This is a genomic window from Streptomyces africanus, assembly GCF_030816955.1.
GTDB classification, from domain to species: Bacteria; Actinomycetota; Actinomycetes; order Streptomycetales; family Streptomycetaceae; genus Streptomyces; species Streptomyces africanus.
Map to the genome: position 1 here is coordinate 5,366,269 of NZ_JAUSYP010000001.1, position 23,956 is coordinate 5,390,224.

17 protein-coding genes and 1 riboswitch are annotated in these 23,956 nt (G+C 72.1%); of the genes, 9 read left to right on the forward strand and 8 right to left on the reverse strand.

The window, feature by feature from the left end; all coding sequences use genetic code 11:
- Nucleotides 1–11: 11 nt before the first annotated feature.
- Nucleotides 12–1,079, reverse strand: coding sequence for a C40 family peptidase (locus tag QF034_RS25040; protein WP_307177041.1), 1,068 nt, complete (start codon nucleotides 1,077–1,079; stop codon nucleotides 12–14).
- A gap of 423 nt (nucleotides 1,080–1,502) precedes the next feature.
- Between QF034_RS25040 and QF034_RS25045 the strand changes: the two genes are divergently transcribed.
- Entirely contained in the window at nucleotides 1,503–1,856 is a 354-nt protein-coding gene (locus tag QF034_RS25045) for a hypothetical protein (RefSeq protein ID WP_307177042.1), read from the forward strand.
- Here QF034_RS25045 and QF034_RS25050 read toward each other — a convergent pair.
- On the reverse strand, nucleotides 1,834–2,847 hold the full coding sequence (locus QF034_RS25050) for an SLAC1 family transporter (RefSeq protein WP_307177043.1): 1,014 nt from the start codon (nucleotides 2,845–2,847) through the stop codon (nucleotides 1,834–1,836). The two genes, QF034_RS25045 and QF034_RS25050, sit on opposite strands and share 23 nt — an antisense overlap.
- Nucleotides 2,848–2,957: 110 nt before the next feature.
- Entirely contained in the window at nucleotides 2,958–4,127 is a 1,170-nt protein-coding gene (locus QF034_RS25055) for a C40 family peptidase (RefSeq protein WP_307177044.1), read from the reverse strand.
- Between the two features lie 8 nt (nucleotides 4,128–4,135).
- Nucleotides 4,136–4,309, reverse strand: a riboswitch (cyclic di-AMP (ydaO/yuaA leader).
- Between the two features lie 290 nt (nucleotides 4,310–4,599).
- Between QF034_RS25055 and pcrA the strand changes: the two genes are divergently transcribed.
- The gene (gene pcrA, locus QF034_RS25060) at nucleotides 4,600–7,104 is read left to right on the forward strand and encodes a DNA helicase PcrA (protein WP_307177045.1); all 2,505 of its coding nucleotides are present in this window, start codon (nucleotides 4,600–4,602) and stop codon (nucleotides 7,102–7,104) included.
- A gap of 50 nt (nucleotides 7,105–7,154) precedes the next feature.
- Here the strand turns inward: pcrA and QF034_RS25065 are convergent, their stop codons facing one another.
- Together QF034_RS25065 and QF034_RS25070 are read right to left on the reverse strand one after the other, a co-directional pair.
- Nucleotides 7,155–8,807 carry a M23 family metallopeptidase gene (locus tag QF034_RS25065; protein ID WP_307177046.1) on the reverse strand — a complete coding sequence of 551 codons (1,653 nt, stop codon included), beginning with the start codon at nucleotides 8,805–8,807 and terminating at the stop codon, nucleotides 7,155–7,157.
- 105 nt (nucleotides 8,808–8,912) lie between these two features.
- A complete protein-coding gene (locus QF034_RS25070; protein WP_307177047.1) occupies nucleotides 8,913–9,776 on the reverse strand; it encodes a lipase family alpha/beta hydrolase in 864 nt (287 codons plus the stop codon).
- Nucleotides 9,777–10,285: 509 nt separating this feature from the next.
- Between QF034_RS25070 and icmB the strand changes: the two genes are divergently transcribed.
- Entirely contained in the window at nucleotides 10,286–10,702 is a 417-nt protein-coding gene (gene icmB / locus QF034_RS25075) for a coenzyme B12-dependent isobutyryl CoA mutase small subunit (RefSeq protein ID WP_307177048.1), read from the forward strand.
- A gap of 119 nt (nucleotides 10,703–10,821) precedes the next feature.
- On the opposite strand, the gene QF034_RS25080 is transcribed toward icmB, so the two are convergent.
- Both QF034_RS25080 and QF034_RS25085 read right to left on the reverse strand, forming a co-directional pair.
- Nucleotides 10,822–12,516, reverse strand: a complete 1,695-nt coding sequence (locus QF034_RS25080) for a DUF5691 domain-containing protein (RefSeq protein WP_307177049.1) — start codon at nucleotides 12,514–12,516, stop codon at nucleotides 10,822–10,824.
- Between the two features lie 181 nt (nucleotides 12,517–12,697).
- Nucleotides 12,698–14,053: an SWIM zinc finger family protein gene (locus QF034_RS25085; RefSeq protein WP_307177050.1), complete on the reverse strand. Its 1,356-nt coding sequence runs from the start codon at nucleotides 14,051–14,053 to the stop codon at nucleotides 12,698–12,700.
- A 145-nt stretch (nucleotides 14,054–14,198) separates the two neighbouring features.
- Between QF034_RS25085 and QF034_RS25090 the strand changes: the two genes are divergently transcribed.
- From QF034_RS25090 to sucD, 6 genes are all read left to right on the forward strand, one after another.
- Entirely contained in the window at nucleotides 14,199–15,374 is a 1,176-nt protein-coding gene (locus QF034_RS25090) for an ATP-binding protein (RefSeq protein ID WP_307177051.1), read from the forward strand.
- A gap of 76 nt (nucleotides 15,375–15,450) precedes the next feature.
- Complete coding sequence (locus tag QF034_RS25095; protein ID WP_307177052.1) at nucleotides 15,451–17,895, forward strand: DUF5682 family protein; 2,445 nt, start codon at nucleotides 15,451–15,453, stop codon at nucleotides 17,893–17,895.
- A gap of 139 nt (nucleotides 17,896–18,034) precedes the next feature.
- On the forward strand, nucleotides 18,035–19,198 hold the full coding sequence (locus QF034_RS25100; protein ID WP_307177053.1) for a VWA domain-containing protein: 1,164 nt from the start codon (nucleotides 18,035–18,037) through the stop codon (nucleotides 19,196–19,198).
- A gap of 596 nt (nucleotides 19,199–19,794) precedes the next feature.
- Nucleotides 19,795–19,989, forward strand: coding sequence for a hypothetical protein (locus tag QF034_RS25105; RefSeq protein WP_307177054.1), 195 nt, complete (start codon nucleotides 19,795–19,797; stop codon nucleotides 19,987–19,989).
- Between the two features lie 454 nt (nucleotides 19,990–20,443).
- On the forward strand, nucleotides 20,444–21,622 hold the full coding sequence (sucC, locus tag QF034_RS25110; RefSeq protein ID WP_307177055.1) for an ADP-forming succinate--CoA ligase subunit beta: 1,179 nt from the start codon (nucleotides 20,444–20,446) through the stop codon (nucleotides 21,620–21,622).
- Between the two features lie 21 nt (nucleotides 21,623–21,643).
- Nucleotides 21,644–22,528, forward strand: a complete 885-nt coding sequence (gene sucD, locus QF034_RS25115) for a succinate--CoA ligase subunit alpha (protein WP_010036416.1) — start codon at nucleotides 21,644–21,646, stop codon at nucleotides 22,526–22,528.
- A 96-nt stretch (nucleotides 22,529–22,624) separates the two neighbouring features.
- On the opposite strand, the gene QF034_RS25120 is transcribed toward sucD, so the two are convergent.
- Complete coding sequence (locus QF034_RS25120; RefSeq protein ID WP_307177056.1) at nucleotides 22,625–23,890, reverse strand: helix-turn-helix domain-containing protein; 1,266 nt, start codon at nucleotides 23,888–23,890, stop codon at nucleotides 22,625–22,627.
- Nucleotides 23,891–23,956 lie beyond the last annotated feature (66 nt).

Here is a 23,956-nt window from a genome sequence, read left to right on the forward strand (position 1 = left end):
CACAGCCCTGGTCAGACCACCCGGGTCGCCCCCGTGAACGGCATCTCGTCGAGCGGGGCGACCCGGACCGGGGCGGAGGGGCTCGGGGCGTGGATCATCCGGCCGTTGCCCACATAGATGCCGACGTGACTGATGCCTGCGTAGAAGAACACCAGGTCCCCGGGGAGCAGTTCGGAGCGGGAGACGCGGCGGCCCGCGTCGATCTGGGAGTACGTCGTGCGGGGCAGGGAGACGCCCGCGGAGCGGTACGCGGCCTGGACGAGGCCCGAGCAGTCGAAGGCGTCAGGCCCGGTCGCGCCCCAGACGTAGGGACTGCCGAGCTTCTGGTAGGCGTAGGACACGGCGGCGGCCGCGCGGGAGTTGGGCGCCTGCGCGCTGACGGACCCGGGGACGGTCAGGCGGTCACGCGCAGCCGTCGAGGAGCGTGAGGCGCGGTCCGTGCCCCTCGTTTCTCCGATGAGGGCACGTTCCTGCACGGTGAGCCGGGACAGCAGCTGACGCGCGGAGCCCAGCTTGCCGGTGATCGTCTTCTTGTGCCGTCTCAGTTCCGTCTGCCGGGATTTCAGGGAGGTCAGCTCGATGTGGGCGGCCCCGCGCAGCTGCTCGATCTCCCGGAGCTGCCGCCGTACGCGCGCGACATCGGCCTGCTGCCGGTTTCCGGCCCGCTCGACGAACTCGGCGTTGTCGAGGTACCGGTCGGGGTCGTCGGACAGGACGAGCTGGAGCGCGGGGTCGAGACCGCCCCCGCGGTACTGGGCGGCGGCGACCGAACCCAGCGCCTCGCGGGCGGAGTTGAGCCGCTCCTCCTTGCGGGCCGCCTGATCCTGGAGGTCCTTCAGCCGCTGTCCGGCCGCCTGGGCCTTCTCCTTCGCGCCGTTGTACTTCTCGGTGGCGACCTCCGCCTCCTGATACAGCTCGTCCACCTTGGCCTTGACCTGGCTCGGGGTGAGCTCGGGTTCGGCGTGTCCGGTGCCGTCGAAGCCCGTGGCGGTCGCCGCGCCCGCGAGGGCGATCGTGGCGGCCGTACGGGCCGTGTTGCCGCTCGCGGAGCGCCGGCGGGGCTTGCGGTGCGCTGCCACCTGGGGGCCACGTCCTTTCCTGCGACCGCCGACGGACGCGCAGGCCGCCAGGGGGAGCGGACGGCGGCCTGCGCGTCCGGCGGCGGCCCGCACAGGGGAAGCGGACCGCCGCAGGACCTTTTCGGCGGTGGTGTCCGACTGCCGCCCCTGGCCCGGGCGGCGGTGGGGAGCCGGGCACCTGGGTGAGGACGCTAAACCTCGCCGCGGCGGCCCGGTGGCGGGTGTGCGGAAGTGTCCCGAGAGGACCGGCGGTGACCGTATGCGACCGTGATCTCTTCTCGCCGACGTCGGCTCAACTCAGCGTGATGACCGATGCGCCGAATCATGCGGCGTGGTGCGGCGGACGGGTGCTATAGGGCGCATATATGCATCCGCCGGGCCGGTGTCGGGCGGCTGCGGAGCCCCTGATTAGGCTCCGGCCCCATGGACGTACTCATCCACCTCTTCGTCGGCCTCCACATCATCGGCATCGCCTCCCTCCTGGGCGGTTTCCTCACCCAGATGAAGGCGATGGGCGAGGGCACCGCCCGCTACACCCCCGCGATGCTGCACGGCGCGCTGACGATGCTGGTCACCGGTGTGATCCTGGTCGGCCTCAACCAGGCCGACGACCAGTCCGTGAACAACCTCAAGATCGGCGTCAAACTGGCCCTGCTGATCGTGATCCTCGGCCTGGTCTACGTGAAGAGGGACGACGAGAAGGTGGACAAGGGCCTGTTCGGCCTGGTCGGGGCGCTGACCACGGCGAACGTCTTCATCGCCGTGCTCTGGAGCTGACCCGGCCGGGCACGGCGTAGGCCCGGGACGAGGCGACCGCCCAGGCGGCGACCCCGAGCCACGCTGCCACCGAGACCCACAGCAGTACCTCCCCCAGGCCGTCGAGCCAGGAGACGTCGAGGGCGGCGGCGACGGCCAGCGCCGCCGTCGCCGTCTTGGCCCAGGTGAACACGGTCGCCCAGCGGCGGATGTCGGTGCGGGGCCGGGGCCGCAGGAACTCGGCGGCGAGCAGGACGGCGCAACCGGCCAGTGTGAGTACGAGGAGCACGACGGTCACGTTGCGCAGGGTGCCGCGGTCGTCGACGTTCCACAGGTACAGGCGCGCGCTGTCGGAGCTGATCAGCCGCGCCCCGGCCAGCGCCGAGAGGGCGAGCGCCCCGGCCACGAGCCAGTGGTCGCCGCGCCCCTCGGCCACCTGCCGCACATCGAAACGGGCCAGGGCGAGGACGTACAGCACGAGCCCCAGCCAGAACAGCACCAGAGCCGCGTGGGCGAGCCAGGCGGCCGACTCGGTGGCGGCGAGTGTGGCGCCGAGCACGGCGAGCCCCTGCGTGGCCATGCAGCGCGCGAACACCGTCCCGGGCCTGCGCCGCTCCCCGTCCTGCGCGGGGCGGGCCAGCGCCACGGGCCAGAGCAGGAGGGCCAGCACCAGCAGGGCCGCGGCCAGAGCCTGCGAGCCGACCGCCGAGAAGCCGGTGCCCAGGACGGCCGTCGCCGCCACGGTGGTGAGGGCCGCCGTCGCCACGGTGTCCACGAGGCCCGGCACCCTCGCGTACGACCGCAACTTCGTGCCGGCCAGCAGCAGCCGCAGGGTGAAGTCCACGGCGAGCATCAGCCAGGCCGCGCAGGCCAGACCGAGAGCGATACGGGAGAGGCCGCCGTACCCCGCCAGATCCAGACCGACGGACAGGGTGCCGGTCGTCAGCACGGCGGCGCTGGCGGACGGCGCGCGCTGCGCCCACCAGGCGGTGGAGGGGGAGGGGCCGGGCATGGGCCCGATGCTAGGAGGCGCCGCGCGCGTTGCGAGCGGGGCACGCGCGCGGGCGTCTCAAAAACGCGAGAGCACCCTCACGCGCGCGTGCCCTCCATGACGTACGGCCCTCAGGCCGGCCGCACCACGCTGTGGATCGCCGACTGGCCGTCGTAGTAGATCGACTCCTCGCGCACATAGGTGCCGGGCTTCGGGGCGTGGATCATCATGCCGTTGCCGATGTAGATGCCGACGTGGGTGACGTCGTCGTAGAAGAAGACCAGGTCACCGGGCTGGGCGTCGGCCAGGGAGACCGTGGTGCCGGCGTTGACCTGGTCGTAGGTCGTGCGCGGCAGGGTGACGCCCGCGGCCTTCCACGCGGCCTGGGTGAGGCCGGAGCAGTCGTAGGAACCGGGGCCGACGGCGCCCCAGACGTACGGCTTGCCGATCTGGGCGCGGGCGAAGGCGAGCGCCTTCTCGGCCTTGGTGGCGTACGAGGAGTCGGCCGGGGCCGTCGAGGTGGACGAGCCGGAGCCCGTCGACGAGGAGCCGCTGTCCTGCTGCTGGGCGGCCTGCTCCTGCGCCTGCTGCTGAGCGGCCTGCTGCCGGGCCAGCTCGGCGGCCTTGCGGGCGGCCTCCTGCTGCTTCTCCCGCTCGATCGCCGCGAGCCGTGCCTTCTCCTCGGCGGTCAGCTTCGACAGCAGTTCGCGCGCGTCGGCGAGCTTCCGCTGGACGGTGGCCTTGGCCGTCTTCAGGTCGCCCTGCGTCTCGGTGAGCGTCTCGAGGCTCTCGGTGGCCTCCTGGCGCTTCTTCATCGTCTCGGACTGCTGGGTGACGTAGTCGTCGACCGCGACCTTCTGACGGCCGGTCATCCGGCCCATCAGCTGGGTCTGGTCGAAGTAGTCCTGCGGGGTGTCCGCGAGCAGGAACGTCGCCGTGTCCGGGGCGGAGGCACCGGTGCGGTACTGGGCGGCGGCGAAGGAACCGAGTTCCTCCCGTGCCTCGTTGAGCTTCTGGGTGCGCTCGGCGACGTCGTCGAGGAGGGTGTCGACGCGCTTGCGCTGCTTGGTGGTCTTCTCCTTGGCCGAGTTGTACTTGTCGGTCGCCGACTCGGCCTGGCGGTACAGGTCGTCGACCTTCTTCTCGACTTCCTCGAGACTCGGCTTGTCATCGGCCTCGGGGGCGGCGTTGGCCGACTGGGACAGCAGGGCCACGGATGTGAGGGCCGCCGTTGCCAGGGCGGGGGTCCGTATGCCTGCGACGCGCGTACCAGCGGGACGCGACTTGCGGTGCGACGCCAAGGGAGGCGACTCCTTCCATGCTCCGCCTACCGGGTTAGCTGTCGGGTTCGGGCGGGTATATCGGAAGGGTTGCCCTACGGCCGTCTCCGCGAAGGGAGTCGGGCCGATTCACCCCAGAGTTCTCGGTTGGGTCCCCGGCTCCGGCTGCCGCTGCGGCACACCGGACTCGGCGGAGGCCGCGCGGCCCGGCGACGTTCGCCGGTGGGGGTCGTGCGGCCTGCCCGCACGGTAGCCAACTGGTGTGGCCCTTGTGAAGGTTGATGGGTGATATGCCCGATACATTTTCGTGACCTTATCCCGGAGCGTCGCCGAGAGTGACCGGTCAAGGGTGGTTGGTCACGAGTCGTCCATGATTGTGACGTCCGTAGCAGGCCGTGATCATGTGGGGATGCAGGGTGACGAGGGGGGTCTTTCGGCGATGTGCTCAGGGCGGCGGCGGGCTGTCAGTGGGGCGCCCTAGACTCGGAGAGCGATGAGCAGCCTCTTTGACGACAGCTTCCTGGCGGACCTCCAGGCCCAGCGGGGCCCCGCGGACGAGCCCCCGCCGCCACCCGAGGACGATCACGTACCGGAGCCGGTTCCGGACGATCTGTTCGGCGGGAAGTTCGACGTGCCCCCGGACCGGGACGCCTACTACCGCGACGGCGCCCCGCGCCCGCCGGTGGACACCGCCGCCCTCCTGGAGGGGCTGAACGACAACCAGCGCGCCGCCGTCGTCCACTCCGGCTCCCCGCTGCTCATCGTGGCCGGTGCCGGCTCTGGCAAGACCCGCGTGCTCACGCACCGCATCGCCCACCTGCTCGCCGAGCGGGACGTGCACCCGGGGCAGATCCTCGCGATCACCTTCACCAACAAGGCCGCCGGCGAGATGAAGGAGCGCGTCGAGCAGCTCGTCGGCCCGCGGGCGAACGCGATGTGGGTGATGACCTTCCACAGCGCGTGCGTGCGCATCCTGCGCCGCGAGAGCAAGAAGCTCGGCTTCACGTCCTCGTTCTCGATCTACGACGCCGCCGACTCCAAGCGCCTGATGGCCCTGGTCTGCCGCGACCTGGACCTCGACCCCAAGCGCTTCCCGCCGAAGTCCTTCAGCGCCAAGATCAGCAACCTGAAGAACGAGCTGATCGACGAGGAGGACTTCGCCGCCCAGGCCACGGACGGATTCGAGAAGACCCTCGCCCAGGCCTACGCGATGTACCAGTCGCGGCTGCGCGAGGCGAACGCCCTGGACTTCGACGACCTGATCATGACGACGGTCAACCTGCTGCGCGCCTTCCCGGACGTCGCCGAGCACTACCGTCGCCGCTTCCGCCACGTGCTGGTGGACGAGTACCAGGACACCAACCACGCCCAGTACGCCCTCGTCCGGGAGCTCGTCGGCACCACCGAGCACCCCGTCGACGTCCCGCCGGGCCCGGACGACGTCCCGCCCGCCGAGCTGTGCGTCGTGGGTGACGCCGACCAGTCGATCTACGCCTTCCGCGGCGCGACCATCCGCAACATCCTCCAGTTCGAGGAGGACTACCCGGACGCGACGACGATCCTGCTGGAGCAGAACTACCGCTCCACCCAGACGATCCTCAGCGCGGCCAACGCGGTCATCGAGCGCAACGAGTCCCGCCGCCCCAAGAACCTGTGGACCAACGCGGGCGCGGGCGCCACGATCACCGGCTACGTCGCCGACACCGAGCACGACGAGGCGCAGTTCGTCGCCGACGAGATAGACCGCCTCACGGACGCCGGCGAGGCGAAGGCCGGCGACGTCGCCGTCTTCTACCGCACCAACGCCCAGTCCCGCGTCTTCGAAGAGGTCTTCATCCGCGTCGGCCTGCCCTACAAGGTCGTCGGCGGCGTCCGCTTCTACGAGCGCAAGGAGGTCCGGGACGTCCTGGCCTACCTGCGCGTGCTGGCCAACCCGGAGGACTCGGTGCCGCTGCGCCGGATCCTCAACGTCCCCAAGCGGGGCATCGGCGACCGCGCCGAGGCGATGATCGACGCCCTCGCCCAACGGGAGAAGATCAGCTTCCCGCAGGCGCTGAAGCGCGTCGACGAGGCGTACGGCATGGCCGCGCGCTCCACCAACGCCGTCAAGCGGTTCAACACGCTGATGGAGGACCTCCGCACGATCGTCGAGTCCGGCGCCGGACCGGCCACGGTGCTGGAGGCCGTCCTGGAACGCACCGGGTACCTCGCCGAGTTGCAGGCCTCCACCGACCCGCAGGACGAGACCCGGATCGAGAACCTTCAGGAACTCGCCGCCGTCGCCATGGAGTTCGAGCAGGAGCGCGGTGAGGGCACGGAGACGCCAGGGGCTGCCGCCCCGGGGGGCACGCTGGCCGACTTCCTCGAACAGGTCGCGCTGGTCGCCGACTCCGACCAGATCCCCGACGAGGAGGACGGCGACGGCGTCATCACGCTGATGACCCTGCACACCGCCAAGGGCCTGGAGTTCCCGGTCGTCTTCCTGACCGGCATGGAGGACGGCGTCTTCCCGCACATGCGCGCGCTCGGCCAGACCAAGGAGCTGGAGGAGGAGCGGCGCCTGGCGTACGTCGGCATCACGCGCGCGCGGGAGCGCCTGTATCTGACGCGGTCCACCCTGCGCAGCGCCTGGGGTCAGCCGTCGTACAACCCGCCCTCCCGCTTCCTGGAGGAGATCCCGCCGGCCTACGTGGAGTGGAAGCGGACGGGAGCCACCGCGCCCGCGTCCTCCGGCCCGGTCTCCGGGGTGGCGGCCTCGCTGTCGTCGTCCCGCTCCCGTTCGTCGGCGTCGGGCGCGTCCGGTTTCGCCACGCGCCGGACCTCCGAGAAGCCGGTCGTCTCCCTGGCGGTCGGGGACCGGGTCACGCACGACCAGTTCGGGCTCGGCACCGTCGTGGCGGTGAAGGGCACGGGCGGGAACGCCGAGGCGACCATCGACTTCGGGGACACCAAGCCGAAGCGGCTGCTGCTGCGGTACGCGCCGGTGGAGAAGCTGTAGTCGTAAGAGACGAGCCCCCGTTCACTCGACGGGCGGGGGCTGCCGGGACGTTACGTCGGGTCGATGCCGTGGCTGCGCAGCCACGGGAGCGGGTCGATCGCCGAACCCCCGGCCGGGCGCACCTCGAAGTGCAGATGAGGGCCGGTCGAGTTGCCCGAGTTGCCCGAGCGCGCGATCGGATCGCCGGCCTTCACGGTCGTACCGGAGGGGACCGTGTAGGTGGAGAGGTGGCAGTACCACGTCTCCGTGCCGTCCTTCGCGGTGAGGATCAGCATGTTGCCGTACGCGCTGTTCCACTGCGTGCGGACGGTGCCGTCGGTCGCGGCCATGACGGTCGTGCCGTACGAGACGGGGAAGTCGATGCCGGTGTGCAGGGACATCCAGTTGATGCCGGACTGGCCGTAGTAGGCGCTGAGTCCGTGCCGGGCGACCGGCAGGGCGAACTTGGGGCGCAGCCGCTCCTTGCGGGCCGCCTCCTCCGCCGCGCGCCTGCGCTCGGCCGCCTGCTGGGCCTTGAGGTCGATGCGCTCCTGCGTACGGCTGGCCCGGTCGGCGAAGTCGTCGGCGCCGGCGGCGAGGCTCTGGAGCTGCGTGTCCAGCTTGTTGTTCGCGGCGACCGGTTTCACCGGCTGCGCGTCCGCCGCGGTCGTGTGCGCCTCCGCGGCGCCGTCGTCGGTGAAGGTGCCGACGGAGGCGGCGGCGATCCCCGCGACGCCCATCACACACGCCGAGGGCACCGCGATGGTCAGCAGCGCCGAGCGCTTGGGCGGCGTGCGGCGGCGGGAACGGGACCCGGCGCGCGCGGCCGCCCGTGAGCCGGCGCGCGGGCTCGCCTCTTCCTGGCCGTCCAGGAGCGGGGCCACGGTGGGCAGTTCGCCGGTGGCGGTCGGCTCGCCGCCGTCCGGGGCGGGGTCGTGGTAGGCGGCCCCGTCGGCTTCGTCGTAGGCGACCTGCTCGAACGTCGCCGTCTCGTGCTGCTCGAAGGTTTCGCCGTGCTGCTCGTACGCGTCGGGGGCCGGGGCGCCGGCGCCGTCGGTGTTCCACTGCGTGGCGTCGTAGGCACCGGTGTCGAAGGCCTGGGTCCCCCATTCCCACTGCTGGGTCTGGTCGGCCGGATTGCCCGACTGGTCGGGCTGGAGCCACGCACCCGTGTCCCACTGCCCGGTGCTGTCCGGGGAGGTGGCCTGCGGCGGGATGACCGAGAGCGGCTGCTGGGCGGCCGACCAGGACGTCGTGTCGTAGACGCCCGTGTCGTAGGCGGCGTGGTGCTGGGCCGCGTACGCGTCGTACTGCGGGTTCTCGTGCGTGCCGGTGGGCCAGTGGCCGGTGTCGTACGTGCCCGTGCCGTGGCCGCTGCCCGGCATGTCGCCGAAGAGGGGGTCGGTGGCGAACGTCGCGGTGGTGTGGCCGGTGGCCTCAAAACCGGTGCCGTCCGTACCGGTGGTGTCAAATCCGGTGGCGGCGTAGTCGCCGTACGTGGTGAAGTCGCCGTACTGGGCTTCCTGGGTGCCGTACGACGCGTGGTGCGCCGAGTCGGCGTCGGAAGCCGGAGCCGGGGTCATGGTCCCCGACGGGTGACGGTCGTTCACCAACTTCTCTTTCGCCTCGACAACAGGGGCTGCCAGAGCAGTGCGGCGACTGTACCCGGCGGTACGCGGGCACGACAATCTTCGGCAGGTTTCGCGCGCGCAGGAAACGGGCATTCGGCCGTGTTTTGGCGGACTGCGGGCACGGACTTGGCCCTGTGTTCGAGGTTTGTTCGAGGCTGATCGGTGGTTCGACGCTCTGTGCCGGCTGTATGACGAGTCTCAGGCCACCGTCAGACCGCCGGTCCGGCCGACGGACGGTTCACCCTCGTGGGCCGTGTCGAGAACCTGCCGTATTCCGTTGGCGACGGCGGGGTGCACGGGCAGGGCGAGATGACCGATGCCGGTCACCCGCACGTTCTGCACCGTCAGATCGGGATGGTCGATACAGGCCGTCTCCGGCGGGTCCATCACGTGGTCCAGGTCGCTCCAGAAGCTGGCGAAGTGCGTACGGCAGCCCGGGGCCGGCCGAGTGAGCTCCTCGAGCACCGGTGAGCCGGGGCGCATCTGGCGCACGATGGGGTGCGCGTTGGCCAGGGGCACCACCCGGGTGCCCGAATGCGGCGTGCCGAGTGTCACGAGGGTCCGCACGCGCGTGTCGCCGCCGAGCCGCTGCACGTAGTAACGCGCTATCAGGCCGCCGAGGCTGTGCCCTACGACGTCGACCTGCTGGGCTCCGGTGCGCTCGCAGACCTCCTCTATATGACGGCCGAGCAGCTCGGCCGCGGCACGTATGTCGCAGGTGAGCGGCGAGTAGTTGAGGGACTCGATCTGCTGCCTGCCGTGCTGGGCGAGACTGCGGCGCAGCAGGACGAAGACCGAGCGGTTGTCGATGAAGCCGTGCAGCAGGACGACCGGGGGCTTGGCCTCCGTGGGCAGTTGGGCGGCGCCGCCCGGGGGGAGCGCCGGGGCGGGGGCCCGGCGCTCCTGGGTGATGCCGGAGGGATAGAGGAGGAGATGCCCGGCCAGGATCGCGATCTCCAGGGCGGTGGCCTTCAGGAGCGCCAGCGAGAGTCCCGCCAGCCGGCTCGGCAGCAGACGCTGGCAGAACGGAAGAAAGGGCAGAGCAGCCCTGGTGACCTTCATGGCCGACCTCCTGTCGGCACGCGGGAGGCCTGCCGCCCCCCGTGTGCCCTCGTGGAAAGCAGCGGCGAAGACGGCTGATGACTGCGTGAGCGGCGTGAGCCGCGGGGAAGGAGCGCGGCTTGTGGCGCGTGTGACGCCAGTGATGCGACGGGGTCCCCTGCCGGTGCGGCGACGAGGCTCCCCGCTGTTGCGCCGTGTCTGCCCTGCGTGCTGTGCGTGCCCTGCGTGTCCCGCGTGCCTTCGCCGAAGTGCCGTACCGCCGCTGTGCGTGGTGGGTGGGGCGGCGGTACGGCGACCTCGTCGCGGCTCCCCTTGCGCTTGTCCCATCGTGTGATTTCCCCCTCGGTCCACACCGCGAAACTGCCGGTCGCGGGATCCTGGAGATAACGTTCGTTCACTTGCCCGGACGAATCGGGGCAGGGTGTCCGTGCGGTGCGGCGTGTACGACGAGCGCGATATGTGCGGTACTTGTCGATACGGATGGATGTAGTCGCTTCATGGAGGCAGTGATGGGTGTGGCAGCCGGTCCGATCCGCGTGGTGGTGGCCAAGCCGGGACTCGACGGCCACGATCGCGGGGCCAAGGTCATCGCGCGGGCCCTGCGCGACGCCGGTATGGAGGTCATCTACACCGGGCTCCACCAGACTCCCGAGCAGATCGTCGACACGGCGCTCCAGGAGGACGCCGACGCGATCGGGCTGTCCATCCTCTCCGGCGCGCACAACACGCTCTTCTCGGCGGTGATCGACCTGCTCAAGGAGCGGGACGCGGAGGACATCCTGGTCTTCGGCGGCGGGATCATCCCCGAGGCGGACATTCCCCTGCTGAAGGAGAAGGGCGTCGCGGAGATCTTCACGCCCGGCGCGACGACGGCGTCGATCGTGGACTGGGTCCGGGCGAACGTACGCCAGCCGGCCGGGGCGTAGGCCTCCGGCGGGGGTGCCGGGTGGTGCGCCGGTGGCCCGGGGGGTAGTCGGCGGGTGGTGATGGTCGGCAGGGGCCGGCGTCGGTGGGTGGCAACCGGGATCCGTGACGCGGGCCGGGGTCAGGGAGTGTTCAGCTCCTCCGTCATCGCCGCGCGCAGGCGCAACGTCGTGACCAGGCGCTGGAAGGCCTCCGCCCAGTAGCCGCCGGCGCCGGGAGAGGCGTTCTCCGGCTCGTCCGGTACGGCCAGCAGGGCGTCGAGGCGGCCGGCCTCGGACGGGTCCAGGCAGCGCTCGGCCAGGCCCATGACTCCGCTGAAACTCCATGGATAACTCCCCGCGTCCCGCGCGATGTTGAGCGCGTCCACCACCGCCCGGCCCAGCGGCGGTGCCCAGGGCACCGCGCACACCCCGAGCAGCTGAAACGCTTCGGACAGGCCGTGCGTCGCGATGAAGCCGGCCACCCACTCGGCCCGCTCGGCGGCGTCCAGCGTGCCGAGCAGCTTGGCGCGTTCGGCGAGGGACACCGCGCCCGGGCCGCCCGCTTCCGGTGCCGAGGGTTCTCCGAGCAGCGCGCGCGACCACTCGGCGTCCCGCTGGCGCACGGCGGCCCGGCACCACGCCGCGTGCAGTTCGCCCTGCCAGTCGTCCGTGACCGGCAGCGCCACGATCTCCCGGGGTGTCCGCCCGCCCAGCCGCCGTGACCAGGTCCCGAGCGGAGCCGCCTCCACCAACTGGCCGAACCACCACGACCGTTCCCCGCGCCCGGCGGGCGCCTTCGCCACGACGCCGTCGCGCTGCATGCCTGGATCGCACTCATGTGGCGCTTCGACGGTGATTGTGGGCGTGGCCACGGCGGACCCCGTGGCTGCGGTGGCTGGGGTGTCTGGGGTGGCTTGGGTGGACTGGCGCGGCCTGATGGGCTGCATGTGGTCGATGGCGACGCACGCCTCCGCCCTGAGCGCCATCCGTGCCGCGAGCGCCGAACCGGGCAGTGCCGACAGCAGCTCCGCCGCCGCCGCCCGGACGTTGCGGCTGCGGTCGGCCAGGGCCTGTTCCAGGAACGGCTCGTCGTCCGGCCCCAGGCCCGTGCGCAGGGAGTCGAGGAACATCAGCCGGTCCTCGGCCCGCTCCGTCGTCCAGGTCGTCGCGAGCAGGTCGCGCGCGGCGGCCGGTTCACGGGAGCGCAGGGCGGACAGGAGGGCGACCCGTTCGGCGAACAGGCCCTCCTGCCACAGCTGCCGGATGCTGTCGTCGTCATCGAGATGCGGCAGGGCCGCTCCGCCACCCGGTGTCGAGCGCAGGGCGAACCGCCAGTCCGGGTTCAGCCGGGCCAGCCACAGGGCCCGCGGCCCCGCGAACTCCAGCGCCGCCGGACGCAGGTCGGTACGCCCCCGGGCCGCGTCCAGCAACGCCGGCAGCAGGTGCGGAGGCGGAGCAAAACCACGGGCGTTGGCCGCCGCGAGCCATTGGGGCAGCAGCTCCGTGAGGTCGGGCGCGGTGCCCCGACGGCCGCCGCCGGACGCGCCGGGGCGGTCGGCCAGCAGAATCGCGAGTCTGCGGGCGGCCGCCTGCGGCAGCGGCGGACGCGGGTCCTCAGGAGCCGGTTGCGGACGCTCCGCCGCCCGCGCCGGACGCAGACCGGCCCGTCGCCGCACGGTCTCCACGGCCGCCGCGTCCAGCAGGGCCACCGGTGCGTCCGGGCCCGGACCGGTGTTCGGTGGCGTGCGCCGGTCCGTGCCCAGCAGTGCTGTGGTGACGAGCCCCTCCCAGGCGCCCGTCGCGGGCGCGACCACAGGAGCGGAGGTCCTGGTCATGAGCTTCCTTTCCGTGGGGCGCCCGGGGGTGGTTGAAGGCTCACCCTTACCGGTTGTCCCGGGATGCCTGAAAGATGCGTGGATTTGAGGGGAAGGCGGGTCGGGCCGGAATGGCCGGGCCGTCGGCACCGGCAGTGGCGTTGGCACCGGCACCGGCATTGGCGTGGGAGCCGATGTCGGCTCAGCACAGGGCTATCGCCTCGCCCGGGCCTTCCGGCCAGGCCGTCAGCGGAGTGAAGCCGTGGTGGCCGCATTCGCCGAAGACCCGGACGGGGGCGCCGCCCGACAGCGCGACGAGCCGCCACAGGCCCGGCCGGGAACGCGCGGCCGGAGTGAGCGGCAACGCCGCGTCCTCGTCCGCGTCCGCCAACTGCCAGGAGTCGCCGTCCGGGGTGGGGACGACCCGGTCCAGCGTCACCGGGACGGACTCCAGCCAGGGATCGTCGCGCAGGGCGTCGCCGTAACGGGCGGCAGCCTGGGACGTCGTCATCCCCCGCGGGCGTATCGCCGTCGGCGCGGGCGGGGCGAACTGTTCGCCCAGGGCCACCCGCAGTTGCCCGGCACCCGGGTAGGCGGACACCTCGGCCTCCAGGGCCAGCCCGACCGGCAGCGCCAGCTCCGGGGCGCGTCCTGCGGCGCCGTAGGAGAGGAGCAGCACGGTGCGGTCCGAGTCGGTGCCGTACAGCCAGATCCGGCGGGTCGTCAGGCGGGTGTCCGCCGTGTCGTACTGGGCGAGCACCAGCCAGCGGTCCCGCAGCGGCGGTCCGTCCGCGGAGGCAGGCAGACCGATGCGGGAGCGGACCGTGGCGGCGAGGGCCTCGGGCAGCCGCGCGCGGCGCAACCAGCCCTGACCGAGGAGATGCAGCAGCGCGCACTCCTCCAGCAGACGCACCGGCCAGCCCGGGCCGGTGGACGGTATGGCCCCCAATTCCCTGACGCGCGAGGCGAGGCCCTGGGCCTGGGCGTCGACCATCCGGGCCGCCGTCTCCTCCCACAGGCCGTAGCCCGACTGCTCCGCCGAGGCCAGGCCCCCGCGCAACAGGTCGGTCAGGCGCTGCTCCAGCTCCACCGCGCCCGCCGTGACCCGCTCGGCCCGGCGCTCCGCCCGGCGCCGCGCCGCCTCGGGGTCAGCGGACCCGGACGGCGAACCGGAGCCGTCCCCGGCCTTCTTCTCCTCCGCGCGTTTGCGCCGCCCCGCTATCCACTGACCGGCCCACCCCGGCGCCTCGCCGGTCGGCACCGCTCCCTCGCCGCCCGCCCAGAGCAGCAGCAGCCCGAGCGCGTGCTTGCACGGGAACTTGCGGCTCGGACAACTGCACTTGTACGCGGGCCCGGAGGCGTCCGCGATGTCCACGATCGTCTGATACGGCTTGCTTCCGCTGCCCTTGCACAGCCCCCACACCGTCCCCTCGTCGGAACTCCCCGCCTCGGACCACGGCCCCGCCGCGCCGAGTTTGCTTCCCGCTTTGCGTGATGCGGCGTCAGGCGCCAGTGCCAGCACCTGGTCCGCGGTCCAGCGCACCCCCTGCTGAGTCATGCCACCGAAGGTAGATCCCACCACTGACAATCGGGTCCGCCAGCGGCTCCCGCCAGGCGTTTGCGCAGGTCAGAACGCATTGTCAGTGGTGTGGTGCAACGTGGATGCCAGATCCGAACCGGCCGAGCTGGAGGGGGACTCAGCCATGCCTGTGTCCGTAGAACCGACGTCCGTCGACCCGAGCCAGAACGGGTCCGCGCCCGCGAACGCGGGCACGGGCGCACCCGCGGACGTTCCTGAGGCAGAAGCACTGCGGCCGCACGCCGAGGACGCCTTCGCCGGTGAACTCGCCGCGCTGGCCGCGCAGGACGACCGTCCGCGTCCGGCCCGCTGGAAGCTGTCGCCGTGGGCGGTCGCCACGTACCTGCTCGGCGGCACGCTGCCGGACGGCACGGTGATCACACCGAAGTACGTCGGCCCGCGCCGCATCGTCGAGGTCGCCGTCACCACGCTCGCCACCGACCGCGCCCTGCTCCTGCTCGGTGTGCCCGGCACGGCGAAGACCTGGGTCTCCGAGCATCTGGCCGCGGCGGTCAGCGGTGACTCCACGCTGCTGGTGCAGGGCACGGCCGGCACCCCGGAGGAGGCCATCCGGTACGGCTGGAACTACGCGCAGCTACTCGCCCACGGCCCGAGCCGCGACGCCCTCGTGCCCAGCCCGGTCATGCGGGCCATGGCCGAGGGCATGACCGCCCGCGTCGAGGAGCTGACGCGCATCCCGGCCGACGTGCAGGACACGCTCATCACGATCCTGTCGGAGAAGACGCTGCCGATACCGGAGCTGGGCCAGGAGGTGCAGGCGGTCCGCGGCTTCAACCTGATCGCCACGGCCAACGACCGCGACCGCGGGGTCAACGACCTGTCCAGCGCCCTGCGTCGCCGGTTCAACACGGTGGTGCTGCCGTTGCCGGAGAGCCCCGAGGCCGAGGTCGACATCGTCTCGCGCCGCGTCGACCAGATCGGCCGCTCCCTCGACCTGCCGGCCGCGCCCGACGGCCTCGACGAGATCCGCCGGGTGGTCACGGTCTTCCGCGAGCTGCGCGACGGGGTCACGACCGACGGCCGGACGAAGCTGAAGTCACCGAGCGGCACGCTGTCCACGGCCGAGGCGATCTCCGTCGTCACCAACGGGCTCGCCCTGGCGGCCCACTTCGGCGACGGCGTGCTGCGGCCGGGCGACGTGGCCGCGGGCATCCTCGGCGCGGTGGTCCGCGACCCGGCGGCCGACCGCGTCATCTGGCAGGAGTACCTGGAGACGGTGGTCCGCGAGCGGGACGGCTGGAAGGACTTCTACCGGGCCTGCCGGGAGGTGAGCGTGTGAGCGACGCGGGGCGGGGGTCGGTTGCGGGACCGGGCAGGCGATGGGAGGGGATCAAGTGACGGGCCGGGAAGAAGCTATGGGCCGGGCGGCCGGGGCGGGGCCGTTGCTGCTCGGGGTGCGGCATCACGGGCCGGGGTCGGCGCGGGCCGTGCGGGCGGCTCTGGAGGAGGCCCGGCCGCGGGTCGTGCTGATCGAGGGGCCGCCCGAGGCCGATGCCCTGATTCCGCTCGCCGCCGACGAGGAGATGCGGCCGCCGGTCGCCCTGCTCGCCCATGCCGTGGACGAGCCCGGCCGTTCGGCGTTCTGGCCGCTGGCCGAGTTCTCCCCGGAATGGGTCGCCATCCGCTGGGCCCTGGAACACGACGTCCCGGCCCGCTTCATCGACCTGCCGGCCACGCACACGCTGGCGTGGGGGAGGCAGGAGGACGAGGCCGCAGGGGAGGGGGAATCACCTCTGGACGCTGATACGGCGGACAGCGAGCGTGACTCCAGACCTGGGCCCGGATCCACATCCGGCCCCGAACCCGCATCCGGCCCCGAACCCGCATCCGGCCCCGAACCAGAACCCACCGACGTGCGGATCGATCCGCTCGGCGTGCTCGCCGAAACCGCCGGCTACGACGACCCGGAGCGGTGGTGGGAGGACGTCGTGGAGCACCGGGGCGTGGGGAAGGGAGACGCGCTCGCGCCGTTCACCGTGCTCGAGGAGGCGATGGGGGTGCTGCGGGAGACCTACGGCAGCGGGGGACACGACCGGGACCTGGTGCGCGAGGCGTACATGCGGCTCCAGGTGCGGGCCGCGCAGCGGGAGTTCGAGGACGGCGTGGCCGTCGTGTGCGGGGCGTGGCATGTGCCCGCCCTGCGCCGGAAGACCACCGTCGCCGCCGACAAGGCGCTGCTGAAGGGGCTGCCCAAGATCAAGACGGACATGACGTGGGTGCCGTGGACCCACCGCCGGCTGTCCCGGGTGAGCGGCTACGGGGCCGGCATCGACTCGCCGGGCTGGTACGGGCACCTGTTCAGCGCCCCGGACCGGCCGGTCGAGCGGTGGATGACCAAGGTGGCGGGGCTGCTGCGCGCCGAGGACCGGCTCGTCTCCTCCGCGCACGTCATCGAGGCCGTGCGGCTGGCCGAGACGCTCGCCGCGATGCGCGGCCGTCCGCTGCCCGGCCTGAGCGAGACGACCGACGCCGTGCGGGCGGTGATGTGCGAGGGCTCGGACGTGCCGCTGGCGCTGGTGCGGGACCGGCTGGTCGTGGGGGACGTGCTGGGGGAGGTGCCGCCGACGGCCCCGGCGGTTCCGCTGCAGCGGGACCTCGCCCGGCTCCAGCGCCGTCTGCGGCTCAAGCCGGAGGCGCTGGAACGGGAGTTGGAGCTCGACCTGCGCAAGGAGACCGACGCAGCGCGCAGCAGGCTGCTGCACCGGCTGCGGTTGCTCGGCGTCGCGTGGGGTGAACCGGCCGTCTCGCGGGGCAGCACGGGCACGTTCCGCGAGACGTGGCGGCTGCGCTGGGAGCCGGAGCTGTCGGTGCGGGTCGCCGAGGCCGGGGTGTGGGGGACGACCGTCCTGTCCGCCGCGACCGCCAAGGCCGAGGCGGACGCCGTCACCGCGCAGGGGCTGGCCGACGTCACCGCGCTCGCCGAGCGCTGCCTGCTGGCCGAACTGTCCGACGCGCTGCCGACGGTGATGCGGATCCTCGCCGACCGGGCGGCACTCGACGCGGATGTCGGCCGGCTCGCCCAGGCGCTGCCGGCCCTGGTCCGCTCCCTGCGCTACGGCGATGTGCGCGGCACGGACACCGGGGCCCTGGGAGAGGTCGCGGCGGGTCTGGCCGAGCGGGTCTTCGTCGGCCTGCCCCCGGCCTGCGCCGCACTCGACGCGGACGGCGCCGAGGAGATGCGGCGTCATGTCGACTCCGTGCACGGGGCCGTGGGTCTCCTGGGGGACGCCCCCGCGGCGGGTCGAGGCCATTTGAGAGCCCGTTGGCAGTCGGTGCTGCGGGTGCTGTGCGGGCGGGACACCGTACCCGGAGTGATCAGGGGGCGGGCCGTGCGGCTCCTGCTGGACGACGGGGAGTTGGCGCAGGACGAGGCGGCGCGCCTCATGGGACTCGTCCTGTCGCCGGGCACGCCGCCGCCGGACGCGGCCGCGTGGATCGAGGGCTTCGTCGGAGGCGGCTCCGGGGGCGGGATGCTCCTGGTGCACGACGAGCGGCTGCTCGGGCTGGTCGACGCGTGGCTGACCGGGGTGCCGGCGGAGGCGTTCACGGACGTGCTGCCCCTGCTGCGGCGGACGTTCTCGGCGTACGAGCCCGGCGTGCGGCGAACCCTCGGCGAACTGGTGCGGCGCGGGCCGGGGGCCGGGAGCGGTGCGACCGGGGCCGGCTCCGGCATACCCGGCTTCGCGGCAGAGCTCGACCCGGAGCGCGCGGACGCGGTGCTGCCGGTCCTGCGGCTGCTGCTCGGGCTGGACGAAGTGGCAGAGCACATCGGCGACGACCTGGTGGGGGTGACGGGATGACGACCGACGGACCGCGGCGACCGGTTCCGAGCGCGGAAGCGGGAGACACCGACGGGAACGGGGCGCGGGCGGAAGGCCGGCCGGCGACGGCCGTACCGGTGATCCCGCTGTGGGAACGGCCTCGCAAGGGAGGACACGGATGACGGCCGAGGTGACGGACCCGGCGCAGGAGCGGTTGCGGCGGTGGCGGCTGGTGCTCGGGGGCGACGCGGCGGACGGCACCGGGTGCGCACTGTCCGGGCGGGACGCGGCGATGGACGGAGCGCTGACCGCGCTCTACGGAAAGGGGGAGAAGCCGCAGGGGGGCCGGGACCGTTCGGCGGGGCTCGGGGCGTCGGCGCCGTCCGTGGCGCGCTGGCTCGGGGACATCCGGACGTACTTCCCGTCCTCCGTCGTCCAGGTCATGCAGCGCGACGCCATCGACCGGCTCGGTCTCGCCACGCTCCTGCTGGAGCCGGAGATGCTGGAGGCGGTGGAGGCCGACGTGCACCTCGTCGGCACGCTGCTGTCGCTCAACAAGGCCATGCCCGAGACGACGAAGGAGACGGCACGGGCCGTCGTGCGCAAGGTCGTCGAGGACCTGGAGAAGCGGCTCGCCACGCGCACCCGGGCCACCCTCACCGGCGCCCTCGACCGCAGCGCCCGGATCAACCGGCCCCGCCATCACGACATCGACTGGAACCGCACGATCGCGGCCAACCTCAAGCACTACCTGCCCGAGTACCGGACGATCGTGCCGGAGCGGCTCATCGGGTACGGGCGGGCGTCCCAGACCACGAAGAAGGAGGTCATCCTCTGTATCGACCAGTCGGGATCCATGGCGGCATCGGTCGTGTACGCATCGGTGTTCGGAGCGGTGCTCGCCTCGATGCGGACGATCTCCACGCGACTCGTCGTCTTCGACACGGCGGTCGTCGACCTCACGGACCAGCTCGACGACCCGGTCGACGTCCTGTTCGGGACGCAGCTGGGCGGCGGCACGGACATCAACCGGGCACTCGCCTACTGCCAGTCGCAGATCACCCGGCCCGCGGAGACTGTGGTCGTGCTGATCAGCGACCTCTACGAGGGAGGCATACGGGACGAGATGCTCAAGCGGGTCGCGGCGATGAAGGCCTCGGGAGTGCAGTTCGTGACGCTGCTGGCGCTCTCCGACGAGGGGGCACCGGCGTACGACCGGGAGCACGCGGCAGCGCTCGCCGCGCTGGGGGCACCGGCGTTCGCCTGCACGCCCGACCTGTTCCCGGAGGTGATGGCGGCGGCGATCGAGAAGCGCCCGCTGCCGATACCGGATGCGGCGTGACGTGTGGAGGGCCGCGATGGTCCGACTTTCGCCCAGCAAAACGGATATGACTGACCGTCAGCGAGCAAGGGCTTGCCTAACCTCCGCACTCCCGTGCGAGGATCGGCGCCTGCTCGGCGGTGCGTCGCGCTGCGCTGGTTCGTAGCACGGGAGGAAGCTCCCCCTCTTGATCTGGTCGGCATCCCTGCCCCATGCCGCTGTGCGCATGCTGCGCACGGCGGCCGGGTGGCGTGCGCTCCGGGTGGCGCTGCTGGTGGGCGGGGTGCACGTCATCGGGCTCCTGCGGGGAGAGCGGGCGCAGGCGGCGGACGGTGTGCGGGGGCTGACGGACGCGGACGTCCCGGCCGGGCGGACCGACTCGCCGGCTCTTCGCTCCGTGTCCGGAGTCGGTAGCGCTTCCCACGCGGGTGTCGATGGGGCGGCCGTGGGGGAGCGGGTGGTGCGGGTGGTCCGTGATACCGGCGAGGCGGTGAGGCGGGGGCGGGGAGAGATGCGGGCGAAAAAGCCGTCCTTGTCGTCTTCCTCGGCCTCGGGCCACACCAGACGCACAGACCACACATGCCCGCGACCACGTCCGACACGGCCCAGGTGGGCACGTGCCCGCCCCAGACCGGCCTGACGGCATGCTCGGCGACCGGTCCGCATCCGACAGCGGCACGTCGCGCCACGGTGACGCCTACGTCCTCACCCTGAGCCATCGAGCCCCGCTGAGACTCCTGCCCGGGGTCGCGGCCCGCTCCCGCGCGGCAGGCAACCGGAACGGTCACCGGGACATCCCCTTCCCCGGCTAGCACCGGCGGACCGCCACTCTGCGGTGCCGCGCCCCTCACCCCACCGACTCCACGAGGCATCGCCTCCGGGCGGTCGAAAACCGTCGGTCGTCCGAGGGCCGGAACCTCGTGGATGGGGTCGGGTGGTCCCCATTGGGGTGGGGACCACCCACCCCGCACCCCGGAGAGCCGGGGATGTCAGACGGGCCTCACCGGGTCAACCCCAGCCCGGTGAGGCCCCTCACGCCCGGCACGCCGTGCCAGAGAGCGCGGCATCATGTGACAGGTATCACCGCTCAGGTGTGACCCTCGATTTAGAGGCCCCCCGCAAGCAGCGATAACCTGCGAGACGGACATGCCGCGCGCTCGGACACCGTGTGCGCCTCCCTTGTGACAGACGGCGGACGTCACGTTGCCCTCGCGGCACGCCCACGCAGACAACGAACCGCGAGATCACTGATAGGGACGGAAGCGCGTGGACCTGTTCGAGTACCAGGCGAGGGACCTCTTCGCCAAGCACGATGTACCGGTGCTGGCCGGTGAAGTCATCGACACGCCTGAGGCGGCCCGCGCAGCCACCGAGCGCCTCGGTGGCAAGTCCGTCGTCAAGGCCCAGGTGAAGGTCGGCGGCCGCGGCAAGGCCGGTGGCGTGAAGCTCGCCGCCACCCCCGACGAGGCGGTCGAGCACGCGACCAACATCCTCGGCATGGACATCAAGGGCCACACGGTCCACAAGGTGATGATCGCCGAGACGGCCCCGGAGATCGTGGAGGAGTACTACGTCTCCTTCCTCCTGGACCGTGCCAACCGCACCTTCCTCTCCATCGCGTCCGTCGAGGGCGGCATGGAGATCGAGGAGGTGGCGGCCACCCGCCCCGAGGCCGTCGCCAAGACGCCGATCGACGCCAACGAGGGTGTCACCGAGGCGAAGGCCCGCGAGATCGTCGAGGCCGCGAACTTCCCGGCCGAGGTCGCCGACAAGGTCGTGAACGTCCTCGTCAAGCTGTGGGACACCTTCATCAAGGAGGACGCCCTCCTGGTCGAGGTCAACCCGCTGGCGAAGGTCGCCTCCGGTGACGTCATCGCCCTGGACGGCAAGGTCTCGCTGGACGAGAACGCCGAGTTCCGTCAGCCGGAGCACGAGGCCCTCCAGGACAAGGAGGCGGCCAACCCGCTCGAGGCCGCCGCCAAGGAGAAGAACCTCAATTACGTCAAGCTCGACGGCGAGGTCGGCATCATCGGCAACGGCGCGGGTCTCGTCATGAGCACCCTGGACGTCGTCGCGTACGCCGGTGAGGCACACGGCGGCGTCAAGCCGGCCAACTTCCTCGACATCGGCGGTGGCGCCTCCGCCGCCGTCATGGCGAACGGCCTGGAGATCATCCTCGGCGACCCGGACGTCAAGTCCGTCTTCGTCAACGTCTTCGGTGGCATCACCGCCTGTGACGAGGTCGCCAACGGCATCGTGCAGGCGCTGCAGCTGCTCAAGGACAAGGGCGAGGACGTCACCAAGCCCCTCGTTGTCCGTCTCGACGGCAACAACGCCGAGCTGGGTCGCAAGATCCTCTCCGACGCCAACCACCCGCTGGTGCAGCGCGTGGACACCATGGACGGCGCGGCCGACAAGGCCGCCGAGCTCGCGGCTGCGAAGTAAGGGACGAGGGACTAAACAGCCATGGCTATCTTCCTCAACAAGGACAGCAAGGTCATCGTCCAGGGCATGACCGGTGCCACGGGCATGAAGCACACCAAGCTCATGCTGGCCGACGGCACCAACATCGTCGGTGGCGTGAACCCCCGTAAGGCGGGCACGTCGGTCGACATCGACGGCAACGAGATCCCGGTCTTCGGCACGGTCGCCGAGGCGATCGAGAAGACGGGCGCGAACGTATCCGTCCTCTTCGTCCCGCCGGCGTTCGCCAAGGCCGCCGTCGTCGAGGCCATCGACGCCGAGATCCCGCTCGCGGTCGTCATCACCGAGGGCATCGCGGTCCACGACTCGGCCGCGTTCTACGCCTACGCCGTGTCCAAGGGCAACAAGACCCGCATCATCGGCCCGAACTGCCCCGGCCTCATCACGCCGGGCCAGTCGAACGCCGGCATCATCCCGGGCGACATCACCAAGCCGGGCCGCATCGGCCTGGTGTCGAAGTCCGGCACGCTGACGTACCAGATGATGTACGAGCTGCGGGACATCGGCTTCTCCTCCGCCGTCGGCATCGGTGGCGACCCGGTCATCGGGACGACCCACATCGACGCGCTCGCCGCGTTCGAGGCCGACCCCGACACCGACCTGATCGTGATGATCGGTGAGATCGGCGGCGACGCCGAGGAGCGGGCCGCGGCCTTCATCAAGGAGAACGTGAAGAAGCCGGTCGTCGGCTACGTCGCGGGCTTCACCGCGCCCGAGGGCAAGACCATGGGCCACGCCGGCGCCATCGTGTCCGGCTCCTCCGGCACGGCCGCCGCGAAGAAGGAGGCCCTCGAGGCCGCCGGCGTCAAGGTCGGCAAGACGCCGACCGAGACGGCGAAGCTGGCGCGCGCGATCCTCGCCGGCTGACCAGCCCCGCGCACAGGTCATAGGTGGGCCCGCTCCCCGCACGGGGGCGGGCCCACCGCCTTTTCATGGAACAGGGTCCATGTCCTGAGACACGCGTCAGCGCGGCTGCGGCATCAGCCGGACCGGCCCCCGCTGCTCCTCCTCACGCAGCTTCGCCCGCAGCTCCCGCTCCGACTCCGACAGCGGCCCGGGCGCGACCGGTGGCGGCACGTCCTGGACGGTCTCGCCCTGCGGTACCGGCGGCTCGTAGTGGGTGGGGGCCGTGCGGGCGGTGAGGGCCGTGGCCCCGATCAGGGCGATCGTGAAGGCGATGGCGGCCCGGGTCCAGAAACGGGCCCGGCGCTCCCCGGCCCGGCGCACGACCAGTGGTTTCGCGGCCCGCAGCCGCTCGACGGAGGCCAGCTCGACCAGCCGCCAGTGGAGCACCTCCGGGTCCGCCAGCTCCGGCAGCCGCTCGGCGACCGCCTCCCGCGCGTGCACCAGACGGTTCGCGGCGGCGCGGCTGCTCGCCTCCGTCTCCGCCGCCGTCTCCGGCAGGCCGAGCCCGACACCGTCGTACAGCAGCAGCGTGCGGCGGTACGAGGGCGGCAGCTTCAGCAGGATGTCCAGCAGCGCGCGGTCGAAGGCGTCGGGGGGAGGCGGCTCGGGGTACCGGTGGCGGAGGCGGAGCCGGTGCCACGGAGAGAGGGCACAGTCGTAGGCCACCGCCCGCACCCAGCCCGCCGGATCGCGGTCGCGGGCCACTTCGGGCCAGCGCTGCCAGGCGATGTGAAACGCTCGCTCGACCGACTCCCGGGCCAGCTCGCGGCGGCCGGTCAGCAGGTAGGTCTGCCGGACGAGCGCGGGCGCGCAGAACGCGTACAGCGCGTCGAAGGCCTGCTCGGGCGTCAGGGCGGCGGTCGCGTCGTCCGGCCGCCGTGGGACCGTCGCCCGGGCCGGGCCGGGGCGGCGATCGCCGACGTTGGCATGGCCGCGATCGGCGGCGGCGACCTCGGTGGTCGTGTGGCGGTGGTCGGCAACCGTGGTATGGCGGTGGCCGGCGGCGGGGCCGCGGCTCCGGACGCTTCCGGCGGTACGGCTGTGTCCGGTGGCCGAGGAGCGGGTCCGATCACTCGCGGCCGCCGTGCCGCGCTCCGCATGAGGCGCTGTCACATCCGCCTCCTCGCCCAGTGAGTTCAGCAGCTTCGCGTACTTCTCCCCTTTCCGTCCGCGCGGCGTGGCGCGGCCGGTCTCCCATCCGCGCACCGTCTCGCTGGTGACGCCCACCCGGGAAGCCAGTTGAGCCCGCGTCAGCGAGGCGGCCTCGCGCAGGCGTCGGCGTTCCTTGGGTGGCGGGAGCGGGAGGGCGGGGCTCTGTGTCACAGGGGGCCCCTCCGTACAGAAAAGTACATAAACGTATATTGAGCGACACATCGATGGATCGCCTGT